The organism is Streptomyces sp. NBC_00328 (assembly GCF_036139655.1).
Taxonomy (GTDB): domain Bacteria; phylum Actinomycetota; class Actinomycetes; order Streptomycetales; family Streptomycetaceae; genus Streptomyces.
This window is the reverse complement of record NZ_CP108013.1, coordinates 2,488,025-2,507,769: the sequence shown is the minus strand read 5'-3', so window position 1 is coordinate 2,507,769 and position 19,745 is coordinate 2,488,025. Positions and strand designations below refer to the sequence as shown.

The window sequence follows — 19,745 nt, the reverse complement described above, 5'->3', positions numbered from 1 at the left end:
GCCGCTGATACGGATAATGATCGTCCTTGTGTCAGTGCCTCCCGGTAGTCTCGAAAGCACGATGACAGAGGACCTCTCACCGGCCGAGCGGTACGCGGCAGCACGCAGGCGCGCTGCCGAGCAGGCCACCGCGCTCGCCTCCTTCCGCGAGATGTACGAATTCGGCCTCGACCCCTTCCAGATCGAGGCCTGCCAGGCGCTCGAAGCGGGCAAGGGTGTGCTGGTGGCGGCGCCCACCGGTTCGGGTAAGACGATCGTCGGCGAGTTCGCCGTCCATCTCGCCCTCCAGCAGGGCAAGAAGTGCTTCTACACCACGCCGATCAAGGCGCTCTCCAACCAGAAGTACGCCGACCTGTGCCGCCGGTACGGCGCGGACAAGGTCGGTCTGCTCACCGGCGACAACAGCGTCAACTCCGAGGCTCCGGTGGTCGTCATGACCACCGAGGTCCTGCGGAACATGCTGTACGCGGGCTCGCAGACCCTCCTCGGTCTCGGCCATGTGGTGATGGACGAGGTGCACTACCTCTCCGACCGCTTCCGCGGCGCCGTCTGGGAGGAAGTGATCATCCATCTCCCCGAGTCGGTGACCCTGGTGTCGCTGTCGGCGACCGTGTCGAACGCGGAGGAGTTCGGCGACTGGCTGGACACCGTGCGCGGCGACACCCAGGTGATCGTCTCCGAACACCGGCCCGTCCCGCTGTTCCAGCACGTGCTGGCCGGACGGCGGATGTACGACCTCTTCGAGGAGGGCGAGGGCCAGCGCAAGGCCGTCAACCCCGACCTCACGCGGATGGCGCGCATGGAGGCGAGCCGTCCGTCGTACCAGGACCGCAAACGGGGCCGCGCCATGCGCGAGGCCGACCGGGAGCGGGAGCGCAGACAGCGCTCGCGGATCTGGACGCCCGGCCGGCCCGAGGTCATCGAGCGGCTCGACAACGAAGGACTGCTGCCCGCCATCACGTTCATCTTCAGCCGCGCGGCCTGTGAGGCCGCCGTGCAGCAGTGCCTGTACGCCGGTCTGCGGCTGAACGACGACGCGGCGCGGGCGCGCGTGCGTGAACTCGTCGAGGAGCGCACCGCCTCCATCCCGGACGAGGATCTGCACGTCCTCGGCTACTTCGAATGGCTGGAGGGTCTGGAGCGCGGCATCGCGGCCCACCACGCGGGCATGCTGCCCACGTTCAAGGAGGTCGTCGAGGAGCTCTTCGTCCGTGGCCTCGTCAAGGCGGTCTTCGCGACGGAGACCCTCGCGCTGGGCATCAACATGCCTGCCCGTTCGGTGGTGCTGGAGAAGCTCGTCAAGTGGAACGGCGAGCAGCACGCCGACATCACGCCCGGCGAGTACACCCAGCTGACCGGCCGTGCCGGCCGCCGCGGCATCGACGTCGAGGGCCACGCGGTCGTGCTGTGGCAGCGCGGCTTCAGTCCCGAGCATCTCGCGGGACTCGCGGGCACCCGCACCTATCCGCTGCGCTCCAGCTTCAAGCCGTCGTACAACATGGCGGTGAACCTGGTCGAGCAGTTCGGCCGGCACCGCTCGCGCGAGCTGCTGGAGACGTCGTTCGCGCAGTTCCAGGCCGACAAGTCGGTCGTCGGGATCTCCCGGCAGGTACAGCGCAACGAGGAGGGTCTCGAGGGCTACAAGGAGTCGATGACCTGCCATCTCGGGGACTTCGACGCCTACATGGGGCTGCGGCGCGAACTGAATGACCGCGAGACCGAGTTGGCCAAGCAGGGGATGTCGCAGCGCCGTGCCGAGGCGGCCGTCGCCCTGGAGAGGCTGAAGCCGGGTGACGTGATCCATGTGCCGACCGGCAAGTACGCGGGACTGGCGCTGGTGCTGGACCCCGGGCTGCCCGCCGGCCGCTCGAACGGCCACCGGGGTTTCGAGCAGCACGACGGGCCGCGCCCGCTGGTGCTGACCGCCGAGCGCCAGGTCAAGCGGCTGGCCTCGATGGACTTCCCGGTGCCTGTCGAGGCGCTCGACCGGATGCGGATCCCCAAGTCGTTCAACCCGCGTTCGCCGCAGTCCCGTCGGGACCTCGCCTCCGCCCTGCGCACCAAGGCCGGGCACATCGTCCCGGACCGGCACCGCAAGAAGCGCTCCGAGGCCGCCGACGACCGTGAGATCGCCCGGCTGCGCACGGCGATCCGCGCGCACCCCTGCCACGGGTGCAACGACCGTGAGGACCACGCCCGTTGGGCCGAGCGGTATCACCGGCTGCAGCGTGACACCTCGCAACTGGAGCGCCGGATCGAGGGCCGGACGAACACCATCGCCCGTACCTTCGACCGGATCGTCGCCCTGCTCACCGAGCTGGACTATCTGCGCGGCGACGAGGTCACCGAGCACGGCAAGCGGCTCGCCCGCCTGTACGGCGAACTCGACCTGCTGGCCAGCGAATGTCTGCGCGCCGGAGTCTGGGACGGGCTCGCCCCCGCGGAACTGGCCGCCTGCGTCTCGGCGTTGGTGTACGAGTCCCGGGCCGCCGACGACGCCATGGCGCCGAAGGTGCCGTCCGGCAAGGCCAAGGCAGCGCTCGGCGAGATGGTGCGCATCTGGGGCCGTCTCGACGGGGTGGAGGAGGACTTCGGGATCAGCCAGACCGAGGGGGTCGGCCAGCGCGAGCCGGACCTCGGCTTCGCCTGGGCCGCCCACGAGTGGGCCTCGGGCAAGGGCCTGGACGAGGTGCTGCGCGAGGCCGAGATGCCCGCCGGTGACTTCGTGCGCTGGTGCAAGCAGGTCATCGACGTCCTCGGCCAGATCGCGGCCGCCGCGCCCGTCTCGGGCGGCGAGAGGTCGACGGTCGCCAAGAACGCCCGCAAGGCGGTCGAAGCCCTGCTGCGCGGAGTGGTGGCCTACTCGTCGGTGGGCTGACGAGCCGCGGGCCGGCGCTCGCGCAGCGATCCGGGCGCCGGAGCCGGCCTGGCCGGTGGTGTGCCGTCCTCCCGTCGGGGGAGGGGCACGCCACCGGCCACGCCTGTCTCAGGGGCTCCGGCGGGCACCCGGCGCCCGCCCGGCCAGGTCGGGGCAGGTGCCTTCCTGCCGGTCCGCTCTCGGCGGGTGCCGTGAGCGGTTCACGCGGCTTGCGTGGCCCGGTCGGGTCACCGGTCCCGTTCGCGGCCGAGATACCCGCGCCAGCCGCCGTAGGACGTGATGTCGGGCGCTTCGGCCAGTGCGCCGGGTTCGCACAGGAAGCCGGTCACATGGGTGCCGTCGGCCAGTTCCACGCTGCCCAGCGTCATCGGGCGGGGGAGCGCGGCCAGCAGCCGGCCCAGGCCGTCCGCGGGCAGGCTCCACACCTCGGCCTCGACAGCGGCGCCGCCCGCGCCGACATGGACGAGACCCGGCTTCGGCGGACTGGTCGCCAGGGCGTGCAGCCGGTAGGCGGCGGCGGTGGTCGTCGTACGTTCGAGGCGGGCGCCCAGGGAGAGCAGCTGGGCGTTGAGCGGCTGGCCGGACAGATGCGCCCCCAGCACGGCGAGGCGGGTCTCCGGTTCCAGGAGGCGGGCGATCCGTGCGAGCCGCTCATCGGTGAACGCACGTCCGATCAGCATCACGCCGAAAGGACCTCCCGCGGGTGTCCGCCCGGCCGGCACGGCGACCGCCGCCAGGTCGAACAGGTTCGTGGAGTTGGTGAAGCGGCCCAGGCGGGCGTTGGCGCCCAGCGGGTCGGCGGCGACCTCGGCGAGCGTGGGATGGCCGGGCGCGGTGGGCAGGAGCAGCGCGTCGGCGTCGGCCAGTTCCGCGAGGGCCCGCGTGCGCAGGGAGGCCAGGCGCTCCTGGTCCGCGTAGAGCTGGTGGGCCGGGATGTCCCGCGCGCGGGTGATGATCCCCGCGACGGTCGGGTCGAGCCCGGCACCCCCCTCGGAGGTCAGCTTGTCGACAAAGCTCCCCACCGCGGTGTAGCGCTCGGCGACGAAGGCGCCCTCGTAGAGCATCGCGGCGGCCTCGGTGAACGGGGTGAGGTCGAGGGTGCGTACCTCCGCCCCCGCGGTGATGAGCCGGTGCACCGCCGCCTCGTAGGCCTGCGCCCAGCCCTCGTCCAGTTCGCCGAGCTGCGCCGTCGGCGGGACGGCGACGCGCCAGGGGCCGGGCGCGCGCTGTGCCAGGGGCGGCAGCTCGCGCCCGGAGGGCGACGTCAGATGGGCGAGGGCCTGTTCGGCCTCCGGGAGGGTGCGGGCGAACACGGTCACGCAGTCCAGGGAGGCGCAGGCCGGGACGACGCCGGTCGTCGGCACCAGGCCGCGGGTCGGTTTCAGGCCGACGATGCCGTTGAACGCGGCGGGTACGCGGCCGGAGCCGGCGGTGTCGGTGCCAAGGGCCAGGTCGACGATGCCCAGGGCCACCGCCACGGCCGATCCCGAGCTGGAGCCGCCGCTGATCCTTTCCGGGTCCAGGGCGCCCCGGACGGCGCCGTGCGGCGAGCGGGTGCCGACCAGGCCGGTGGCGAACTGGTCCAGGTTCGTGGTGCCGAGCACGACGGCTCCGGCCGCGCGGAGGCGGGCGACCGCCGGGGCGTCGGCCTCCGGTGTGTAGGCGTAGGCGGGGCAGCCGGCGGTGGTGGGCAGGCCCGCCACGTCGATGTTGCCCTTCACGGCCAGGAGCCTGCCGGCGAGCGGGAGGCGCTCTCCGGCGGCTACCCGCTCGTCGACGGCACGGGCCTCGCGCTCGGCCTCCGCCCGGGGGCGCAGGTCGATCCAGATCTCGGGGCGGTCCACGGCCTCGATGCGGGCGTACGCCAAGCGGACTCGGGTGAGGGCGGACATCGGAACTCCTTGTGCTGGGAGGACGCCCCCGCCGACGGTCCGGCGGCCGTGGCGCGCACCCTGGGCCGCTCTCGGATCTCTGCCCCGGCGGACCGGGGCTCGACGGCGGACCTGAGAGGTGCGGACGGCGGAGGGGGTGGGGTTCGGACCGGGCGGACGGCTGCGGGCAGGGCGCGGAAGGGCGGGTCCGGCCCAGGGTGGACGGTGTCGGCCGGCGGAGCGGGTGGAGCGGGTGGTGAGGGCGGTGCGGGACGGGGCTCGTGCACGGGCGGATACGGGGCCGGGCCGGTGGATACGGGGTCGGGCGGGTGGTGGGGTGTCAGGACGCCGGCGGTTCCAGGGGGGCGAGTACCAGCAGTGGCGTGCCCGCCTCCACCTGGTCGCCCGGTCGGGCGAGGATCTGCCGGACCACGCCGTCGGCCGGGGCGGGGACACGTGACTCCATCTTCATCGCCTCCAGGGCGAGCAACGGCTGCCCCGCCGTGACCTGTTCGCCCGGAGCCACGTTCAGCTGCCACACCGACGCGGCGAACTCGGCCTCGATCAGCCGGCCGCCCTCCGGGACGCTCACCTCGGCGGCCGGAGCCGGCGGGGCCTGGGCCGCCGCCGCGCGGGTGAACTCGCCCGCCGCCTCCCAGGCGTCCCGTTCGGCGGAGAACGCGCCGCCCTGCCGGCCCCGGAACTCCGCGATCGACTCGGCGTTCTCGGCGAGGAAGGTCTCGTACGCGGCGAGCGAGAAGGTGCCCTCCTCCACACGCGGTACGAAGCGGCCGGAGATGATGTCGGCCCGCAGCTCCAGGAGTTCGTCCGCCTCCACCGGGTACCACTTGATCCGGTCGAAGAAGCGCAGCAGCCAGGGCGAGCCCGGCTCGAACGCGCCGCGCTGCTGCCACCCGGACCACACCTGGGTCGTACGGCCGACGAACTGGTAGCCGCCGGGGCCCTCCATGCCGTAGACGCAGAGGTAGGCGCCGCCGATCCCGACCGAGTTCTCGGCGGTCCAGGTGCGGGCGGGGTTGTACTTGGTGGTGACCAGCCGGTGGCGCGGGTCGAGCGGGGTGGCGACCGGCGCGCCCAGGTAGACGTCGCCCAGGCCGAGGACCAGGTACTCGGCGTCGAAGACGGTGCGGTAGACGTCGTCCACCGAGTCCAGGCCGTTGACCCGGCGGATGAACTCGATGTTCCAGGGGCACCAGGGAGCGTCGTCGCGGACGCCGGCCATGTAGCGGGCGATGGCCTCGCGGGTGGCCGGGTCGTCCCAGGACAGCGGGAGATGGACGGTGCGGGAGGGGACGACGAGCTGGTCGCTCGGGGGGAGGGCCCGGACGGTTCGCCGTACGGTGTCCAGGAGTTCGCGCTGGGGGAGCCGGCGCGGGTCCGCCTGGATCTGGAGCGAGCGGATGCCCGGCGTCAGGTCGGTGACGCCGTCGAGATCCGCGGCCGCCACCGCTTCCATCAGCGCGTGGACCCGCATCCGCAGGGCGAGGTCCAGTTGCATGGGACCGAACTCGACCAGCAGGTTGTCGTCGCCGCTGCGGCGGTACGTCACGTCGCCGTCCCGGGCGAGCACCCCGCCGTCGGCGATCGCGGGCCGCGCCGAACCGTCGTCGGCGAGCGGTGCGAAGCGCACGGTGTCGCCGGGGCGGAGCTGGCCGAGCTTCCAGCGTTCCGTGCTGACGACGGTCGCCGGGCACACGAAGCCGCCGAGGGAGGGGCCGTCCGGACCGAGGAGCACCGGCATGTCGCCGGTGTAGTCGACGGCCCCGACCGAATAGGGGGTGTCGTGGATGTTGGACGGGTGCAGTCCGGCCTCGCCGCCGTCGGTGCGGGCCCAGCGGGGCTTGGGACCGATGAGCCGTACGCCGGTGCGGGCCGAGTTGAAGTGGACCTTCCAGTCGGCGGCGTAGAAGTCGTGGATGTCGTCCTCGGTGAAGAACTCCGGTGCGGCGTGCGGTCCTTCGAGGGCGCCGATCCGCCACTCGGCGGTGAGGCCGGGCCGTTCGGCGGGTGGCACGGGTGCCCCGGCTTCGGTGACCGTTCCGCCGTGCAGGACGTCACCGGTCCGCAGGGTCCGGCCCCCGTGGCCGCCGAACCGGCCGAGCGTGAAGGTGGAGGCGCTGCCGAGGAAGGCGGGCACGTCCAGGCCGCCGCCCGCGAACAGGACGTACGTACGCAGGCCGTGCCCGGCGGGCGCGCCGACCTCCAGCACCGCCCCGGCCGGGACGGTCACCGGCTCCCACTGGGCGACGGCGGCCCCGTCCACGGTGACCGGCGCGGGCGCGCCCGTGACGCACACCGTCGTGGCGTGGGTGAACCTCAACGCCGGTCCCTGCAGGGTGCATTCGAGGCCCGGTGCGCCCTCGGGGTTGCCCAGCGCGCGGTTGCCGAGCCGGAAGGAGAGGTCGTCCATGGGGCCGCACGGCGGTACCCCGACCTGCCAGTGGCCGGTGCGTCCGGGCCAGTCCTGCACGGTGGTGAGCGTGCCGCCGGACACGACCTCGACGCGTGGGGTGGGATCGTTCACGCCGGCCAGCGTGGCCGTGGAGTGCGCCGCGCGCCGGAACGACGGTTCGGCGAGCGCGGCCCGCACCAGACCCAGGTTCGTCTCGATCCCGTCCACCCGGGTCCCGGCCAGTGCCTCGTCGAGGCGGTCCAGGGCCTCGGCCCGGTCCGCCCCGTACGCGATGACCTTCGCGAGCATCGGGTCGTACGACGTGGTCACCTCGGTGCCCGTCTCGACCCAGCCGTCCACGCGGACCCCGGCGGGGAACTCGACCCGCGTCAACAGGCCCGCGCTGGGCCGGTGTTCGCGCGAGGGATCCTCGGCGTAGACCCGTGCCTCGACGGCGTGACCCCGCGGTGCCCCCGGGTCCCGTACGACACCGGACTCGCCCTGGGCCAGGCGCAGCATCCAGGCGACGAGGTCGACGCCGTAGATCTCCTCGGTGACCGGGTGTTCCACCTGGAGGCGGGTGTTGACCTCCAGGAAGTACGCCTCCTCGCGGGCGGCGTCGTAGACGAACTCGACGGTCCCGGCCGAGCGGTAGCCGACCGAGGCGCACAACTCGCGTGCGGCTGAGGTGAGTTCGGCGCGTACGCGGGAGGGCAGGCCGGGGGCGGGCGCCTCCTCCAGGACCTTCTGGTTGCGGCGCTGGAGCGAGCAGTCGCGGTCGCCGAAGGTGACGACACGGCCCCGGCCGTCGCCGAAGACCTGCACCTCGACATGGCGGGCGTGTTCGACCAGTCGCTCCAGGAAGACCCCGGCCGAGGAGAAGGAGGCCGCCGCGACGCGCTGCACCCGGTCCCAGGCCTCGGTCAGTTCACCGGCGGACCGACATGCCGACATGCCGATGCCACCGCCACCGCCGGTGGCCTTGAGCATGACGGGGTAACCGATGCGGCCGGCCGCGTCCAGCGCCTCGGGAAGGCCGGGGAGCAGTCCCGTGCCCGGAGCCAGCGGCACCCCGGCCGCCTCGGCCGCCGCCCGCGCGGTGTGCTTGGCGCCGAACAGCTCCAGCTGCTCCGGCGTCGGTCCGACGAACACGATCCCGGCGTCCTCGCAGCGCCGCGCGAACGCCGCGTCCTCGGACAGGAAGCCGTATCCGGGGTGGACGGCCCCGGCCCCGGTGTCCTTGGCGGCCTTCAGGACCAGGTCGCCGTCGAGGTAGGACTCCTTCGCGGGGGCGGGGCCGAGCCGTACGGCCTGGTCGGCGAGGCGGACGTGGGGCGCCGCGCGGTCGGCGTCGGAGTACACGGCGACGGTGCGCAGGCCCAGTTCACGGGCCGTGCGGATGATCCGGACGGCGATCTCGCCGCGGTTGGCGACCAGGAGGGTGTCGAAGCTCATGCGGAGGCCCCGATCGTCATCGCGACCGCGGTCGGCTCGAAGCCGTTGCACGGGTTGTTGATCTGGGGGCAGTTGGAGACCAGCACGATCACATCGCGTTCGGCGCGCAGGGTCAGCCGCAGTCCGGGGGCGGAGATGCCGTCGACGATGCCGAGAGTGCCGTCCTTCTCGACGGGCACGTTCATGTACCAGTTGATGTTGGACACGAGATCGCGCTTGCCGAGGCCGTAACGGGCGCCCTCGGCGAGGAAGTTGTCGACGCAGGCGTGCTGGGACCAGGTGTGGTGCCCGTAGCGCAGGGTGTTCGACTCCTTGGAGCAGGCGCCGCCGACCGTGTCGTGCCGGCCGACCTCGTCCTCGACGACGGTCATCAGCGGCGTGTGCTCGTTCGACATCAGCACGCTGCCCGTGGTCAGGAAGATGTTGCCCTGGGCCTGGATCGTGTCGGGGGCGCTGTAGCGGACGGCGGTGTCCACGGCGTCGTACACCAGGAAGTCGACGGCCTGGTTGCCGTGCAGGTCGGTGACGGTGAGCGTCTGGCCGGCGCGGACGACGGCGGACCAGGCGGCCCGGGCCGGTACGGTGACGTGCGTCATGCGAGCCCCCTCGTGGCAAGGAATTCGGCGGTGTTGAGGAAGGCGCGGCGGCCCTCGGGTGTGGCTTCCCACAGCGGGTCGCCCGCCGCGGTCGCCCGTGCGCGCCAGGCCAGCACCTCCAGCGGGGTGCTCGTGTAGTCGGGGCGCGGGTCGGCCGGGTGCGGCACGTTCGCGATCAGCACGGTGACGTCCTGTTCGGCGCGCAGGGTGACGGCGGCGCCGGGTCCGGCCGAGCCGGTGAAGGCCGGTGATCCGTCGTCGCGTATCTCCACGCCCTGGAAGAAGGAGAGCGAGGGCGGCAGATCGCGAGGACCGAGCCCGTTCTTCGCGGCGGCCAGTTTGAACAGCTCGCGGCCGGCCGGGGACGCGGACTGCGGGCTTCCGTCCCCGTAGCGCTCGGTGTTGCGTACGAGCGTGGAGGTTCCGCACAGGGCGTCGTGCCGGCCGGAGGTGTCGCCGACCACCGAGGCGAGCACCCGGCCCTGGTCGGACAGGAGCAACTGCCCCTGGCCCAGATAGGCGTTCCACTGGACCTTGACGGTGTCGGCGACGTTCAGGCGCTCCCACGGCCGGTCGGCGACGTACAGCAGGAGGTGGGCGCAGGCGTCGCCGGTGAGGTCGGTCAGGCGCAGTTCCGTGCCGCGGGCCAGCACCTTGTGCGTGTAGTTGCCGCCCGCCACGGTCTCGGCCCAGACGAGAGGGCCCGCCTCGCGCGGCGGGGCCGGCCAGTCGTCCGCGGGGACCACGGGCATGGCCTCGGCGCGGGTTCCCTGCTGGGCGCGGGCGTGATCGCGTGCTCCGTGGGTGGTCGCTGTCGCCATCGCGGGTCCTCCGGCTCCTCGGTCATTTCTGTCGCGCGACAGAAATTAGGGGCGGGGTGGGTCACGACCGTGTCCCGCGTGTTGCCGCGCGGTTACCGGTCCCTCACGTGGGGCGCGCCGCCGGTGAGGGGCCCCGCGCGCCGCGGACCGGTGTCCGCGGAGCGCGCCGGGGCGCCCTGTCGGGGCCTGCCGGGTGTGCGAGGATCGAACGCATGGGAACGGGTGGCGGACGGCGGGTCGGCAGGCCCCGGGCCGCGCAGCGGCCGGACAGCGGGCTGGCGCCGCGCGCCGAACTGCTGGACGCCGCGGCCGAGTTGTTCACGACGCGGGGATACGCGGCCACCACCACCCGTGCCGTCGCCGAGCGGGCGGGCATGCGTCAGGCGTCCATGTACCACTACGTCACCGGCAAGGAGGAGTTGCTCGCCGAGCTCCTGGAGTCCACGGTGACCCCCTCCCTGGCGTACGCCCGTGAACTCCTCGCCGACGACGCGGCGCCCGCGGAGGGCCGGCTGTGGGAGCTGTGCCGCACCGACGTGGAGGTGCTCTGCGGGGGGCCGCACAACCTCGGCGGTCTCTATCTGCTGCCCGAGGTGCGCACCGAACGCTTCGCCGGCTTCCACGCAGTGCGGGCCGAACTCAAGGACACCTACCGCCAGTTGCTGGCGGCCACGGCGGCCGGTGGCGCGCTCGCCAAGAGTGAGCTCGATCTGCGGACGGATCTGCTGTTCGGGCTGATCGAGGGTGTCATCCTCGTGCACCGCTCCGATCCGCAGCGCCCGGTGTCGGCGTTCGCCGAGGCCACGGCGGACGCGGCGCTGCGCATCGCCGGGGTCTGACGCCTCCGCACCGCTTCACCCGCGCTGTTCGTATGCCCGTACGTCATCACGCAGAGTGTGCGGATGGGGGCGCAGCGTGCAAATGGGGCTGAGGGTACTCCAGTCTTATGGGCGGTTTCAGGTGCTTGCTGAATATGACACAGCGTTGATCCGGTCGGACTAAGCTCGCCCGCAGCGCACCGAGTTGGGATGTATTCGTGCGCTTGTTCCCCAAAGTTCCGAAGATCGGGTTTGACCCGTGCCGATCTGTTCCGTTTCCCCCGGATACCTCCCCCACCCCCAGCCGACTTGTCTCAGAGGGTCTACATGGTGAGTGTTCAATCGCCTCCCGGTGACAGTGAACTTCCCTACGCGCGCGTGCTGTTGCTGCCGGCCGTACTCATGGCGGTGGCGACCGGCGCCGCCGTCGCCGCAGTGACGGAGCAGGCCAAGGGCGCGGTGGCCCTGTGCGGCGGTTTCGCCACGCTGCTGGTCATCGCGATCGGCGGCGAAGCCGTACGCCGCGGTCGCGTGGCCCGTGAACTGCGGGCCGACTTCGCGCGCCGCGCCGCCTCCCTGGAACAGCGCGCCGCCGCGCACGACCAGGAGATCGTGCGCTTCACCCGGGAGGTCCTGCCGTACGCGATCGACCGGCTGCACGACGGCGACTCCCCCTCGGAGGTCGTTCGCACCCTGGGCCGCGACAACCCGGACTACCACGAGATCGCCAAGTCCCAGAAGGACCTGCTCAAGACGCTGCTCAAGATCATCGACGCCGAGGAGTCGATGCGCGACGCGGCACAGCGCTCCTTCGTCAACATCGCCCGGCGCGTCCAGGCCATCGTCCACCAGCAGAACAACGAACTCCGCGAGATGGAGGAGGACCACGGGCGCAACCCCGAGGTCTTCGACGACCTGCTGCGCATCGACCACGGCACCGCGCTGATCGGCCGGCTCGCCGACTCCATCGCCGTGCTCGGCGGCGGCCGTCCCGGACGCCAATGGCCCGAACCCGTACCGCTGTTCAGCGTCCTGCGCGGCGCGATGTCCCGCATCCTGGAGTACCGGCGCATCGAGCTGCACAACATCGTCGACATCGCCGTCAACGGCGTCTCCGTCGAACCGCTCATCCACGCCCTCGCCGAGCTCCTGGACAACGCCACCCGGTACTCACCGCCCCACACCAAGGTGCACGTCACCGCGATCGAGGTGCAGACCGGCATCGCCATCGAGATCGAGGACGGCGGCGTCAGCCTCAGCGACGAGGCCCGCGGCAAGATCGAGGAACTGCTCCGGCTGGCCGCGGCGGGTGTCGACCCGAACATCATGGGCCAGGCGCCCCGGCTCGGCATGGCCGTCGTCGGACGACTCGCGCAGATGTACAGCATGCAGATCTCGCTGCGGCAGTCCGCGTACGGCGGCGTCCGCGCCGTCCTCGTAGCGCCGCGTGGCATGCTCACCACCGACTTCGCCCCCGGTCTCGCGCACGGCATCGGGGCCACCTCCGTGGCCGGCATCGACAACGGCGGGGTCGAGGGCCCCGCGCGCAAGCCCAAGAAGCGCAAGCCCACCACCGGTCCCCGCATCCCCTCGTCGAGCGGCGACCCCCGCGAGGACGACGTCCCGGTCGTCACGGAATGGACGCCGGGCGGCCTCCCGCAGCGCCGCAGCCGGATGAAGGTCCCGCTCAGCCGGCGGTACGCCGAGGCGCGCGCCGAGCAGGAGGCCGCCGAGGCCGCCGCCTCGTGGACACCCGACCCCGGTCCGCAGGAGAAGGAGCCCGAACCCGGGCTGTGGGTCGAGGCGTTCATGAACGGGCTCAAAGGCGACCCGGACCCGACCGCGTTCAGCACGGACAACCAGCCGGCCCCTGCCGAGGCCGACGACGAAGGGGACCGCAAGTGATCCAGCAGCGAGCCAACTTCGACTGGATGCTCAAGGAACTCGCCGACGGAGTGCCGGGCATCCAGCAGATCGTGGTGCTCTCCGCCGACGGACTGCGCATCGCCCGCTACGGCGGCGACCCGGACGCGGCCGACCGGGTCGCGGCCGCCTGCGCGGGCCTGCAGAGCCTGGCGGGAGCCGTCGCGGGCGAGATCCCCAAGAGCGACGGCCGGATGCGGATGGTCATCATCGAGATCAACGGCGGCTACTTCTACCTGATGTCGGCGGGGCCCAACGCCTACCTCGCCGTGCTCGCCAACCAGACCGCGGAACCCGGCCTGATGAGCAACCGCATGCGCGACCTCGTCGTGCGGATCGGCGCCCATCTCACCAGTCCGCCGCGCCGCAACGGGCAGACCGTATGACTCCTCCGCAACGCCGTAGGCGCCAACCCAGGGAGCGGCCCCCGGAACCTCCCGCGCCGCCCGCCCCTCTCGCGGGCCCGCGCGGCCCCGAGGGGGAGCAGGGCCAGGGCAAACCGAAGAACCCGGAGCGCCTGTACGTGCTCACGGGCGGCGGTGAGGGCGGCGACCGGGCCGAGGTCGACCTGGTCACCCTGGTCGTCGCCCGTGCCCTCCCGCCGCCGCCCGCCACCCAGCCGGAGCAGTCGGCACTGCTGAGGCTGTGCAGGACCCCTCTGTCCGTGGCTGAGATCTCGGCCTATCTCAATCTGCCGTTCAGCGTGGTGACCGTCCTGCTCACCGAGCTGCTGGCGGCCGAACTGGTCCAGGCGCGCGCCCCGATCGTCCGTCAGGCGCTCCCCGACCGTTCCCTCCTCGAAGCGGTGATGCATGGACTTCAAAAGCTCTGACACCATCACGGGCCCTCGCGCCGAGGACCACCTCCCGCACACGGCGCAGGCCGCGGTGAAGATCGTGATCGTGGGCGGCTTCGGAGTCGGCAAGACGACCATGGTGGGTTCCGTCAGCGAGATCAAGCCGCTGACGACCGAGGAGACCATGACGCAGGCCGGCATCGGAGTCGACGACAACTACGGGTCCGAGACCAAGACCGCCACCACGGTGGCCATGGACTTCGGCCGGATCTCGATCACCGACCAGCTGGTGCTCTATCTGTTCGGCACACCGGGCCAGGAGCGCTTCTGGTTCCTGTGGAACGGCCTGTTCGAGGGAGCGCTCGGCGCGGTCGTCCTGATCGACACCCGCCGACTGGAAGTCAGTTTCGATGTGATCGGACGCCTGGAGGAGCGCGGTGTTCCGTTCGTCGTCGCGGTCAACGACTTCCCCGACGCGCCCCGGTATCCGGTCGAGGACCTGCGGGCCGCGCTCGACCTCGCCGAGGAGATCCCGATCGTGCGGTGCGACGCCCGCCGCAGGGCGTCGAGCCGGGACACCTTGATGACCCTCATGCGGTTCCTGCATTCCCTGGCGATGACCTCGGCGCACAGCTGAACGCCGTACCGTGAGGACGGCATCCGTACGCCAACTGCCCATCCACAGAACGTATTTGAGCTTCGGAGCGATCACTGTGACGACCGAATCCCATTCCCCCGCCGGTACGGAAGAACCCGCGTTCGGCCCCCCGCCGGGCTGCCCGGCCCACGGCATCGGCCCCGGCGACCCTCCGGGCGGACTGCGTCGCCTGTACGGGCCCGAGGCCGAGGATCTGGGCGCGCTGTACGAGAAGCTGCGAGCCGAACACGGCGCCGTCGCACCCGTGTTGCTGCACAACGACGTACCCATTTGGGTGGTCCTCGGCCATGCCGAGAACCTGCACATGGTCAGCACTCCCGCGCACTACGCCCGCGACAGCCGGCTGTGGACCGCCGTCCGGGACGGCACGGCGGGAGCCGACCATCCGCTCGCCCCCCATATCGCCTGGCAGCCCATCTGCTCCCACGCCGAGGGCGACGAGCACCTCAGACTGCGCGGCGCCGTCACCGGCGCCATGTCGACCATCGACTTCCGCAGCCTGCGGCGCTACATCAACCGCGCCACACAGCGCCTGGTCAACGCGTTCTGCCCGCTCGGCAAGGCCGATCTGGTCGGACAGTTCGCCGAGCATCTGCCGATGTCCGTGCTCTGCGAGATCATCGGCATGCCCGAGGACTACAACGACCGCATGGTGCACGCCACCCGTGACCTGCTCAAGGGCACCGACACCGCCATCGCCAGCAACGAGTACGTCATGAGCGTGCTGACCCAGCACACCCTGCGGCGCCGCGCCGAGCCCGAGGACGACTTCACCAGCCACCTCATCAACCACCCGGCCCGGCTCACCGACGACGAGGTGGCCCAGCACCTGCGGCTCGTCCTGCTCGCCGCCTACGAGGCCACCGCCAACCTCATCGCCAACGTGCTGCGCATGCTGCTCACCGACCCGCGTTTCCGTGCCCAGCTCAACGGCGGCCAGATGACCGTGCCCGAGGCGGTCGAGCAGTCCCTGTGGAACGAGCCGCCGTTCAGCGCCGTCCTCGGCTACTTCGCCAAGCAGGAGACGGAGCTGGGCGGTCAGCGCATCCGCAAGGGCGACGGACTGCTGTTCGGGATCGCGCCCGGCAACGTCGACCCCCGGATCCGTCCCGACCTGGCCGCGAGCATGCAGGGCAACCGCTCCCACCTCGCCTTCGGCGGCGGCCCCCACGAGTGCCCGGGACAGGACATCGGCCGTGCCATCGCCGATGTCGGCGTCGACGCCCTGCTGTTGCGGCTGCCGGACGTCGAACTCGACTGCGACGAGAGCGACCTGCGCTGGCGGAGCACCATGTCCTCGCGCCACCTCGTCGATCTGCCCGTACGCTTCGAGCCCAAGCCGACGCAGGAGGTCACGCAGCGGCCGTCCGTGCGCGCGCTGCCTCCCCAGCGGTCCCACTGGCAGGTCACCACCGACAGCACGGCACCGGCCGCACCCGCACCGCAGCCGACGGCCCCCGAGCCCGTCCCGGCCACGCCGCCCGCCGGCCGGCTCGGCGCCTGGCAGCGCCTCCTGCGCTGGTGGCGCGGCTACTGATCCCCGGCGCACGCGCCCGCGGCACGGGCTAGCGAACCCCGGCGCCCCGGGCCGACCAGGCGTCGTACGAGGTCCACGCCTCCAGCGTCCGTCCGCTGGCGAACCGGTGGGCCCGGCCGGTGACCGGATCGGTGAACTCCAGCTTCCGCGCGAGCAGTTGCAGCGGACGCCGGAAGTCACCGGCCGGCACGGGTCCGGTCACCACCGGGTACAGCGGGTCGCCGAGGATCGGCACGCCCAACGCGCTCATGTGGACCCGGAGCTGATGGGTCTGCCCGGTGCGAGGGGCCAGCCGGTAGCGCCCCAGCCCGTCCCGGTGCTCGACCAGGTCGATCCCGCTGACCGCGTTCGGCTCGCCCGCCACCTCCCGAGCGGCCATCACCCCGCGTTCCTTCAGGATGCGGCTGCTGACCGTGCGCGGCAGAGCGAGACCGGAGTCGTACGGCGCCACGGCCTCGTACTCCTTGCCGATCAGCCGGTCGCGGAACAGCGACTGGTACGCGCCGCGCTCCCCGGGCCGTACGGTGAACAGCACGAGCCCCGCCGTCAGCCGGTCGAGGCGGTGCGCCGCGCCCAGCTCCGGCAGGTCCAGCTCCCGTCGCAGCCGGGCCAGAGCCGTCTCGGCGACGTGGCTGCCGCGCGGCGTCGTCGCCAGGAAGTGCGGCTTGTCGGCGACGACGATGTGCTCGTCCCGGTACACCACGTCGAGCGGGAACGGCACCGGCTCCTCGTGGGGCAGCTCCCGGTGGAACCACAGGAACATCCCCGGCGCGTAGGCGGCTTCGGCGGTCAGCGGCCGTCCGTCCGCGCGGACGATCAGGCCCTCGCCGATCATCGTGTCGATGACTCCGTCGCCCGCCGCGAGCCGCTCCACCAGGTACGCCCGCGCCGTGGCCCAGCTCCCCTCCCGCGGCAGTCTGATCCGCACGGGGTCGACCCCGTGGCGCTGCGGGAGGGGAGAGGGCGGGATCCTGGGCTTGCGTCTCACCCGGTCAAGCGTACGAGGCCGGAACCACCTCGGGAGACCCCGCCGCCGTCGCCCGCGCCCGGTACGCCCGGTACCCCGCTCCCGCGACCAGGGTCACGGCGAGGAACAGCACGGTGAACCACTGGAAGTACCAGTGCCCGCCCGCCGGGTCGTACACCTCGGCACGCGGCCAGGCCAGGTTGACCGTCATGAAGAGGCCGTAGACCAGCGCGAGGGCGTTGACGGGGACACCCCAGCGGCCGAGGGAGAAGAGCGGGGCACCCGTCTCGTCGGCGCCTTCCGCGGTGAGCTGCCCGCGCAGACGGCGCACCAGCAGCGGCCCGGTGACCATCGCGTACGCGAGGTACAGCATCACGATGCAGGTGGTGCCGATCGCGAGGAACGCGTCCGGGGAGACGAAGTTCAGGAGCAGCAGGGCGGCGGCGAGGACGCCGACGACCAGGGCGGGGGCACTCGGCATGCCGGTGCGCGGGTCGACCTTCGCGAGACGCCCGGAGAAGGGGAGCTGGTTGTCGCGGGCCATCGAGAAGAGCATGCGGCAGGCGGCCGTCTGGATCGCCAGGGTGGCCACCGCGATGGCGACCACCACATCGGCGAGCAGGGCCCGGCCGACCCCGTCGCCGAGGCTGCTGGTCAGGACGTAGCTGAGTCCGTCGACGCCGAGCCTGCCGTCGGTCAGGCTCGGGGCGGCGAGCAGTCCACCGAGCACGATCAGTCCGCCGAGCAGGCCCGCCGCGCCGAGCGCGGTGAGGATCGTGCGGGGCGCGGTCCGCTTCGGGTGGTGGGTCTCCTCGCTCATCTCTCCGGCGCTGTCGAAGCCGATCATGACGTACGCGGCCATGAACGAGCCCACCATCAGCACCCCGAACAGTCCGGTGCCGCCCCCGCCGGTGTGGAAGGTGATGCCGGGGGAGCGCTCGGAGTGGGTGAACAGCAGCACGATGATCAGGACGGCGCCGATGATCTCGGCGGTGACGCCGATCCGGTTGACCGCCGACATCACCCGGTTGTCGAGGACGTTCACCAGCGTCGTCAGGACGAGCAGGACGACGCCCAGGACGGCCGCGTTGGCGGCGCCGTCGGGGCTGGTCGGGGCCGGATCGTCGCCGATGAGCTGGAATCCCGGCCAGATCGCGGGCAGGACCATCTGAAGGGCGAGCGCCGCCGCCGCGACCACCACGATCTGCCCGATCACCATGATCCAGCCGGCGAACCAGCCGAACGAGGGGTTCGACAGACGCGAGGACCACTGGTAGATCGCGCCCGAGATCGGGTAGCGCGCGGCGAGTTCGGCGAAGCAGGCGGCGACGGCGAGCTGGCCCGCGAACACGACCGGCCAGGTCCAGAAGAAGACCGGGCCGCCGAAGGCGTACCCGAAGGCGAAGAACTGGAAGACCGTGGTGAGCACGGAGATGAAGGAGAACCCGGCGGCGAACGAGGCGTACCGGCCGAGGCTGCGGTGCAGCTCCTGGCGGTAGCCGAACTCGGTCAGGGAGCGGTCGTCCGGGGAGTCGGGCGGATCGGGGCGTACGTCGGAGGGAGCGGTGGTGGTCACGGCGGCACCTGCCTTCGGCGCGGAGGATGAGCGGGATTCCTGTCGGGTGACAGAAATTAGGGAGACCCTGTTTCACCCGCGTGACGCGGCCGTATCGGCGGCGGGCCCAATTCCTCACGGCCTGCCGACCGTTGTCCCGGGAGCCGGGCCGGATCCGGCACATCGCCGGCTTCGACGAGCTCAACCGGGCTGTGGTCGCGGGCCGTTCGGCGATGTCCGAACCCCCCGACCGGGGTGAGGTGCTCAGCCGGACGGGCGCGCCGCTCGCGCTTGCGCTCCTGCTGGAGGTGGCGGCGGTCCGGCCGTCGATCCGTACGTTCCGGTCGTACGGGCGCTCGCTCCGGCCCGTCGGGTGCTCGCTCCGGCCCGTCGGGCGGTCGTCCCGGCCCGGCCCGGCCCGTCGGGCGGTCGGCTGCCGGACGAACGGCACCCGCACGAAACGTCAGGAGGCGGACCCGCATCACGCGGATCCGCCTCCTGACGTTCGGTGCGGGGGTGGCTGACGAAGCCGGTCAACCTCCTGACCGGGTACGGGAAGTGTCCGGCGTCAGGCCGGTACCTCCTGCTCCGCCTCCACCTGGGCGTTCCAGTCACGTTTCGCGGCCTGCCAGCCGTCCTCGTTGTGGCCGAGGCGCCAGTAGCCGGAGATGGACAGGTCCTCGCGCGGGATCTGGAGCTCGACCCGCAGCAGCCCTCGCAGCTCCTTCACGAAGCCCGCCTCGCCGTGCACGAACGCGTGCAGCCGGCCCTCCGGGAACTCCAGGGCCCGTACGGCCTCTACCAGGGCCGTGCCGACAGGCCGGTCGCCGCGGTGCAGCCAGACGACCTCCGCGTCGGAGTCGATCTTCTGCTCCTCCTCGGGCCCGGAGACCTCGACGAAGGCGCGGACCGTGGCGCCGTCCGGCAGCGACTCCAGCGCGGCGGCGATCGCGGGCAGCGCGCTCTCGTCACCGGCGAGCAGGTGCCAGTCGGCGCTCGTGTCGGGCGCGTACGCGCCACCGGGGCCCATGAACCGGACGACCTCGCCCGGCTGTACCCGCAGGGCCCACGGTCCGGCGAGTCCCTCGTCCCCGTGCACCACGAAGTCCAGGGTCAGCTCGCGCGTCCCGGGGTCCCAGGCGCGCACCGTGTACGTGCGTGTCACCGGCCACTGCTCGCGCGGGAACTCCTCGCGGATGCGCTCCAGGTCGAAGGGCTCGGGGTAGGTGACACCCGCGGGGCCGAACAGCAGCTTCACATAGTGGTCGGTTCTGCCGCCCGTGGCGAAGTCGGCGAGAGTGTCACCGCCCAGCACCACCCGTTGCATGTGAGGGGTCAGCCGCTCGGTCCGCACGACCTTCGCGGAGTGGGGCTTCCGGGGCTTGCGTTCCGGGCGCTCTGCCATGACTGCCTCCTGATTCACCTGCTTAGGCTTACCTAAGCTAGCACCTCTGTCT

14 protein-coding genes are annotated in these 19,745 nt (G+C 72.1%); 7 read left to right on the top strand and 7 right to left on the bottom strand.

The window, feature by feature from the left end:
• Nucleotides 1-16: 16 nt before the first annotated feature.
• Complete coding sequence (locus OG485_RS10950) at nt 17-2,878, top strand: DEAD/DEAH box helicase (RefSeq protein ID WP_328667870.1); 2,862 nt, start codon at nt 17-19, stop codon at nt 2,876-2,878.
• A gap of 227 nt (nt 2,879-3,105) precedes the next feature.
• On the opposite strand, the gene atzF is transcribed toward OG485_RS10950, so the two are convergent.
• The 4 genes from atzF to OG485_RS10930 form a co-directional block, all read right to left on the bottom strand.
• Nucleotides 3,106-4,770, bottom strand: a complete 1,665-nt coding sequence (atzF, locus tag OG485_RS10945; RefSeq protein ID WP_328667869.1) for an allophanate hydrolase — start codon at nt 4,768-4,770, stop codon at nt 3,106-3,108.
• A 319-nt stretch (nt 4,771-5,089) separates the two neighbouring features.
• Nucleotides 5,090-8,617 (bottom strand): 5-oxoprolinase/urea amidolyase family protein, encoded by a 3,528-nt coding sequence (locus OG485_RS10940; RefSeq protein ID WP_328667868.1) that lies wholly within the window; start codon nt 8,615-8,617, stop codon nt 5,090-5,092.
• Complete coding sequence (locus tag OG485_RS10935; RefSeq protein ID WP_328667867.1) at nt 8,614-9,213, bottom strand: urea amidolyase associated protein UAAP2; 600 nt, start codon at nt 9,211-9,213, stop codon at nt 8,614-8,616. Before OG485_RS10935 ends, OG485_RS10940 begins: the two co-directional genes overlap by 4 nt.
• Nucleotides 9,210-10,034 (bottom strand): urea amidolyase associated protein UAAP1, encoded by an 825-nt coding sequence (locus OG485_RS10930; RefSeq protein WP_328667866.1) that lies wholly within the window; start codon nt 10,032-10,034, stop codon nt 9,210-9,212. The genes OG485_RS10935 and OG485_RS10930 overlap by 4 nt, the downstream gene beginning before the upstream one ends.
• A gap of 212 nt (nt 10,035-10,246) precedes the next feature.
• On the opposite strand from OG485_RS10930, the gene OG485_RS10925 reads away from it, so the two are divergent.
• The 6 genes from OG485_RS10925 to OG485_RS10900 all read left to right on the top strand — a co-directional run bounded on the left by OG485_RS10925 (nt 10,247) and on the right by OG485_RS10900 (nt 15,766).
• Nucleotides 10,247-10,873, top strand: a complete 627-nt coding sequence (locus tag OG485_RS10925) for a TetR/AcrR family transcriptional regulator (RefSeq protein WP_328667865.1) — start codon at nt 10,247-10,249, stop codon at nt 10,871-10,873.
• A gap of 306 nt (nt 10,874-11,179) precedes the next feature.
• Nucleotides 11,180-12,757, top strand: a complete 1,578-nt coding sequence (locus tag OG485_RS10920; RefSeq protein WP_328667864.1) for a sensor histidine kinase — start codon at nt 11,180-11,182, stop codon at nt 12,755-12,757.
• Nucleotides 12,754-13,161 (top strand): roadblock/LC7 domain-containing protein, encoded by a 408-nt coding sequence (locus OG485_RS10915; protein WP_326788791.1) that lies wholly within the window; start codon nt 12,754-12,756, stop codon nt 13,159-13,161. Before OG485_RS10920 ends, OG485_RS10915 begins: the two co-directional genes overlap by 4 nt.
• Nucleotides 13,158-13,607: a DUF742 domain-containing protein gene (locus tag OG485_RS10910; protein ID WP_328667863.1), complete on the top strand. Its 450-nt coding sequence runs from the start codon at nt 13,158-13,160 to the stop codon at nt 13,605-13,607. Before OG485_RS10915 ends, OG485_RS10910 begins: the two co-directional genes overlap by 4 nt.
• The gene (locus tag OG485_RS10905; RefSeq protein WP_328454290.1) at nt 13,588-14,208 is read left to right on the top strand and encodes a GTP-binding protein; all 621 of its coding nucleotides are present in this window, start codon (nt 13,588-13,590) and stop codon (nt 14,206-14,208) included. Before OG485_RS10910 ends, OG485_RS10905 begins: the two co-directional genes overlap by 20 nt.
• Nucleotides 14,209-14,284: 76 nt before the next feature.
• Entirely contained in the window at nt 14,285-15,766 is a 1,482-nt protein-coding gene (locus tag OG485_RS10900; RefSeq protein WP_328667862.1) for a cytochrome P450, read from the top strand.
• Between the two features lie 28 nt (nt 15,767-15,794).
• Here OG485_RS10900 and OG485_RS10895 read toward each other — a convergent pair whose 3' ends face one another.
• From OG485_RS10895 to OG485_RS10885, 3 genes are all read right to left on the bottom strand, one after another.
• Nucleotides 15,795-16,754, bottom strand: coding sequence for an RluA family pseudouridine synthase (locus tag OG485_RS10895; protein ID WP_328667861.1), 960 nt, complete (start codon nt 16,752-16,754; stop codon nt 15,795-15,797).
• A gap of 4 nt (nt 16,755-16,758) precedes the next feature.
• Complete coding sequence (locus OG485_RS10890; protein WP_328667860.1) at nt 16,759-18,309, bottom strand: amino acid permease; 1,551 nt, start codon at nt 18,307-18,309, stop codon at nt 16,759-16,761.
• A 547-nt stretch (nt 18,310-18,856) separates the two neighbouring features.
• Nucleotides 18,857-19,693: a siderophore-interacting protein gene (locus tag OG485_RS10885; RefSeq protein ID WP_328667859.1), complete on the bottom strand. Its 837-nt coding sequence runs from the start codon at nt 19,691-19,693 to the stop codon at nt 18,857-18,859.
• Nucleotides 19,694-19,745: the final 52 nt, after the last annotated feature.

What these genes read in the sequence shown, in the direction of transcription:
- OG485_RS10940 (WP_328667868.1), bottom strand. Translation starts at nt 8,617, where the DNA reads ATGAGCTTCGACACCCTCCTGGTCGCCAACCGCGGCGAGATCGCCGTC.
- OG485_RS10950 (WP_328667870.1), top strand. Translation starts at nt 17, where the DNA reads ATGATCGTCCTTGTGTCAGTGCCTCCCGGTAGTCTCGAAAGCACGATG.
- OG485_RS10885 (WP_328667859.1), bottom strand. Translation starts at nt 19,693, where the DNA reads ATGGCAGAGCGCCCGGAACGCAAGCCCCGGAAGCCCCACTCCGCGAAG.
- atzF (WP_328667869.1), bottom strand. Translation starts at nt 4,770, where the DNA reads ATGTCCGCCCTCACCCGAGTCCGCTTGGCGTACGCCCGCATCGAGGCC.
- OG485_RS10925 (WP_328667865.1), top strand. Translation starts at nt 10,247, where the DNA reads ATGGGAACGGGTGGCGGACGGCGGGTCGGCAGGCCCCGGGCCGCGCAG.
- OG485_RS10905 (WP_328454290.1), top strand. Translation starts at nt 13,588, where the DNA reads ATGGACTTCAAAAGCTCTGACACCATCACGGGCCCTCGCGCCGAGGAC.
- OG485_RS10910 (WP_328667863.1), top strand. Translation starts at nt 13,158, where the DNA reads ATGACTCCTCCGCAACGCCGTAGGCGCCAACCCAGGGAGCGGCCCCCG.
- OG485_RS10935 (WP_328667867.1), bottom strand. Translation starts at nt 9,213, where the DNA reads ATGACGCACGTCACCGTACCGGCCCGGGCCGCCTGGTCCGCCGTCGTC.
- OG485_RS10930 (WP_328667866.1), bottom strand. Translation starts at nt 10,034, where the DNA reads ATGGCGACAGCGACCACCCACGGAGCACGCGATCACGCCCGCGCCCAG.
- OG485_RS10920 (WP_328667864.1), top strand. Translation starts at nt 11,180, where the DNA reads ATGGTGAGTGTTCAATCGCCTCCCGGTGACAGTGAACTTCCCTACGCG.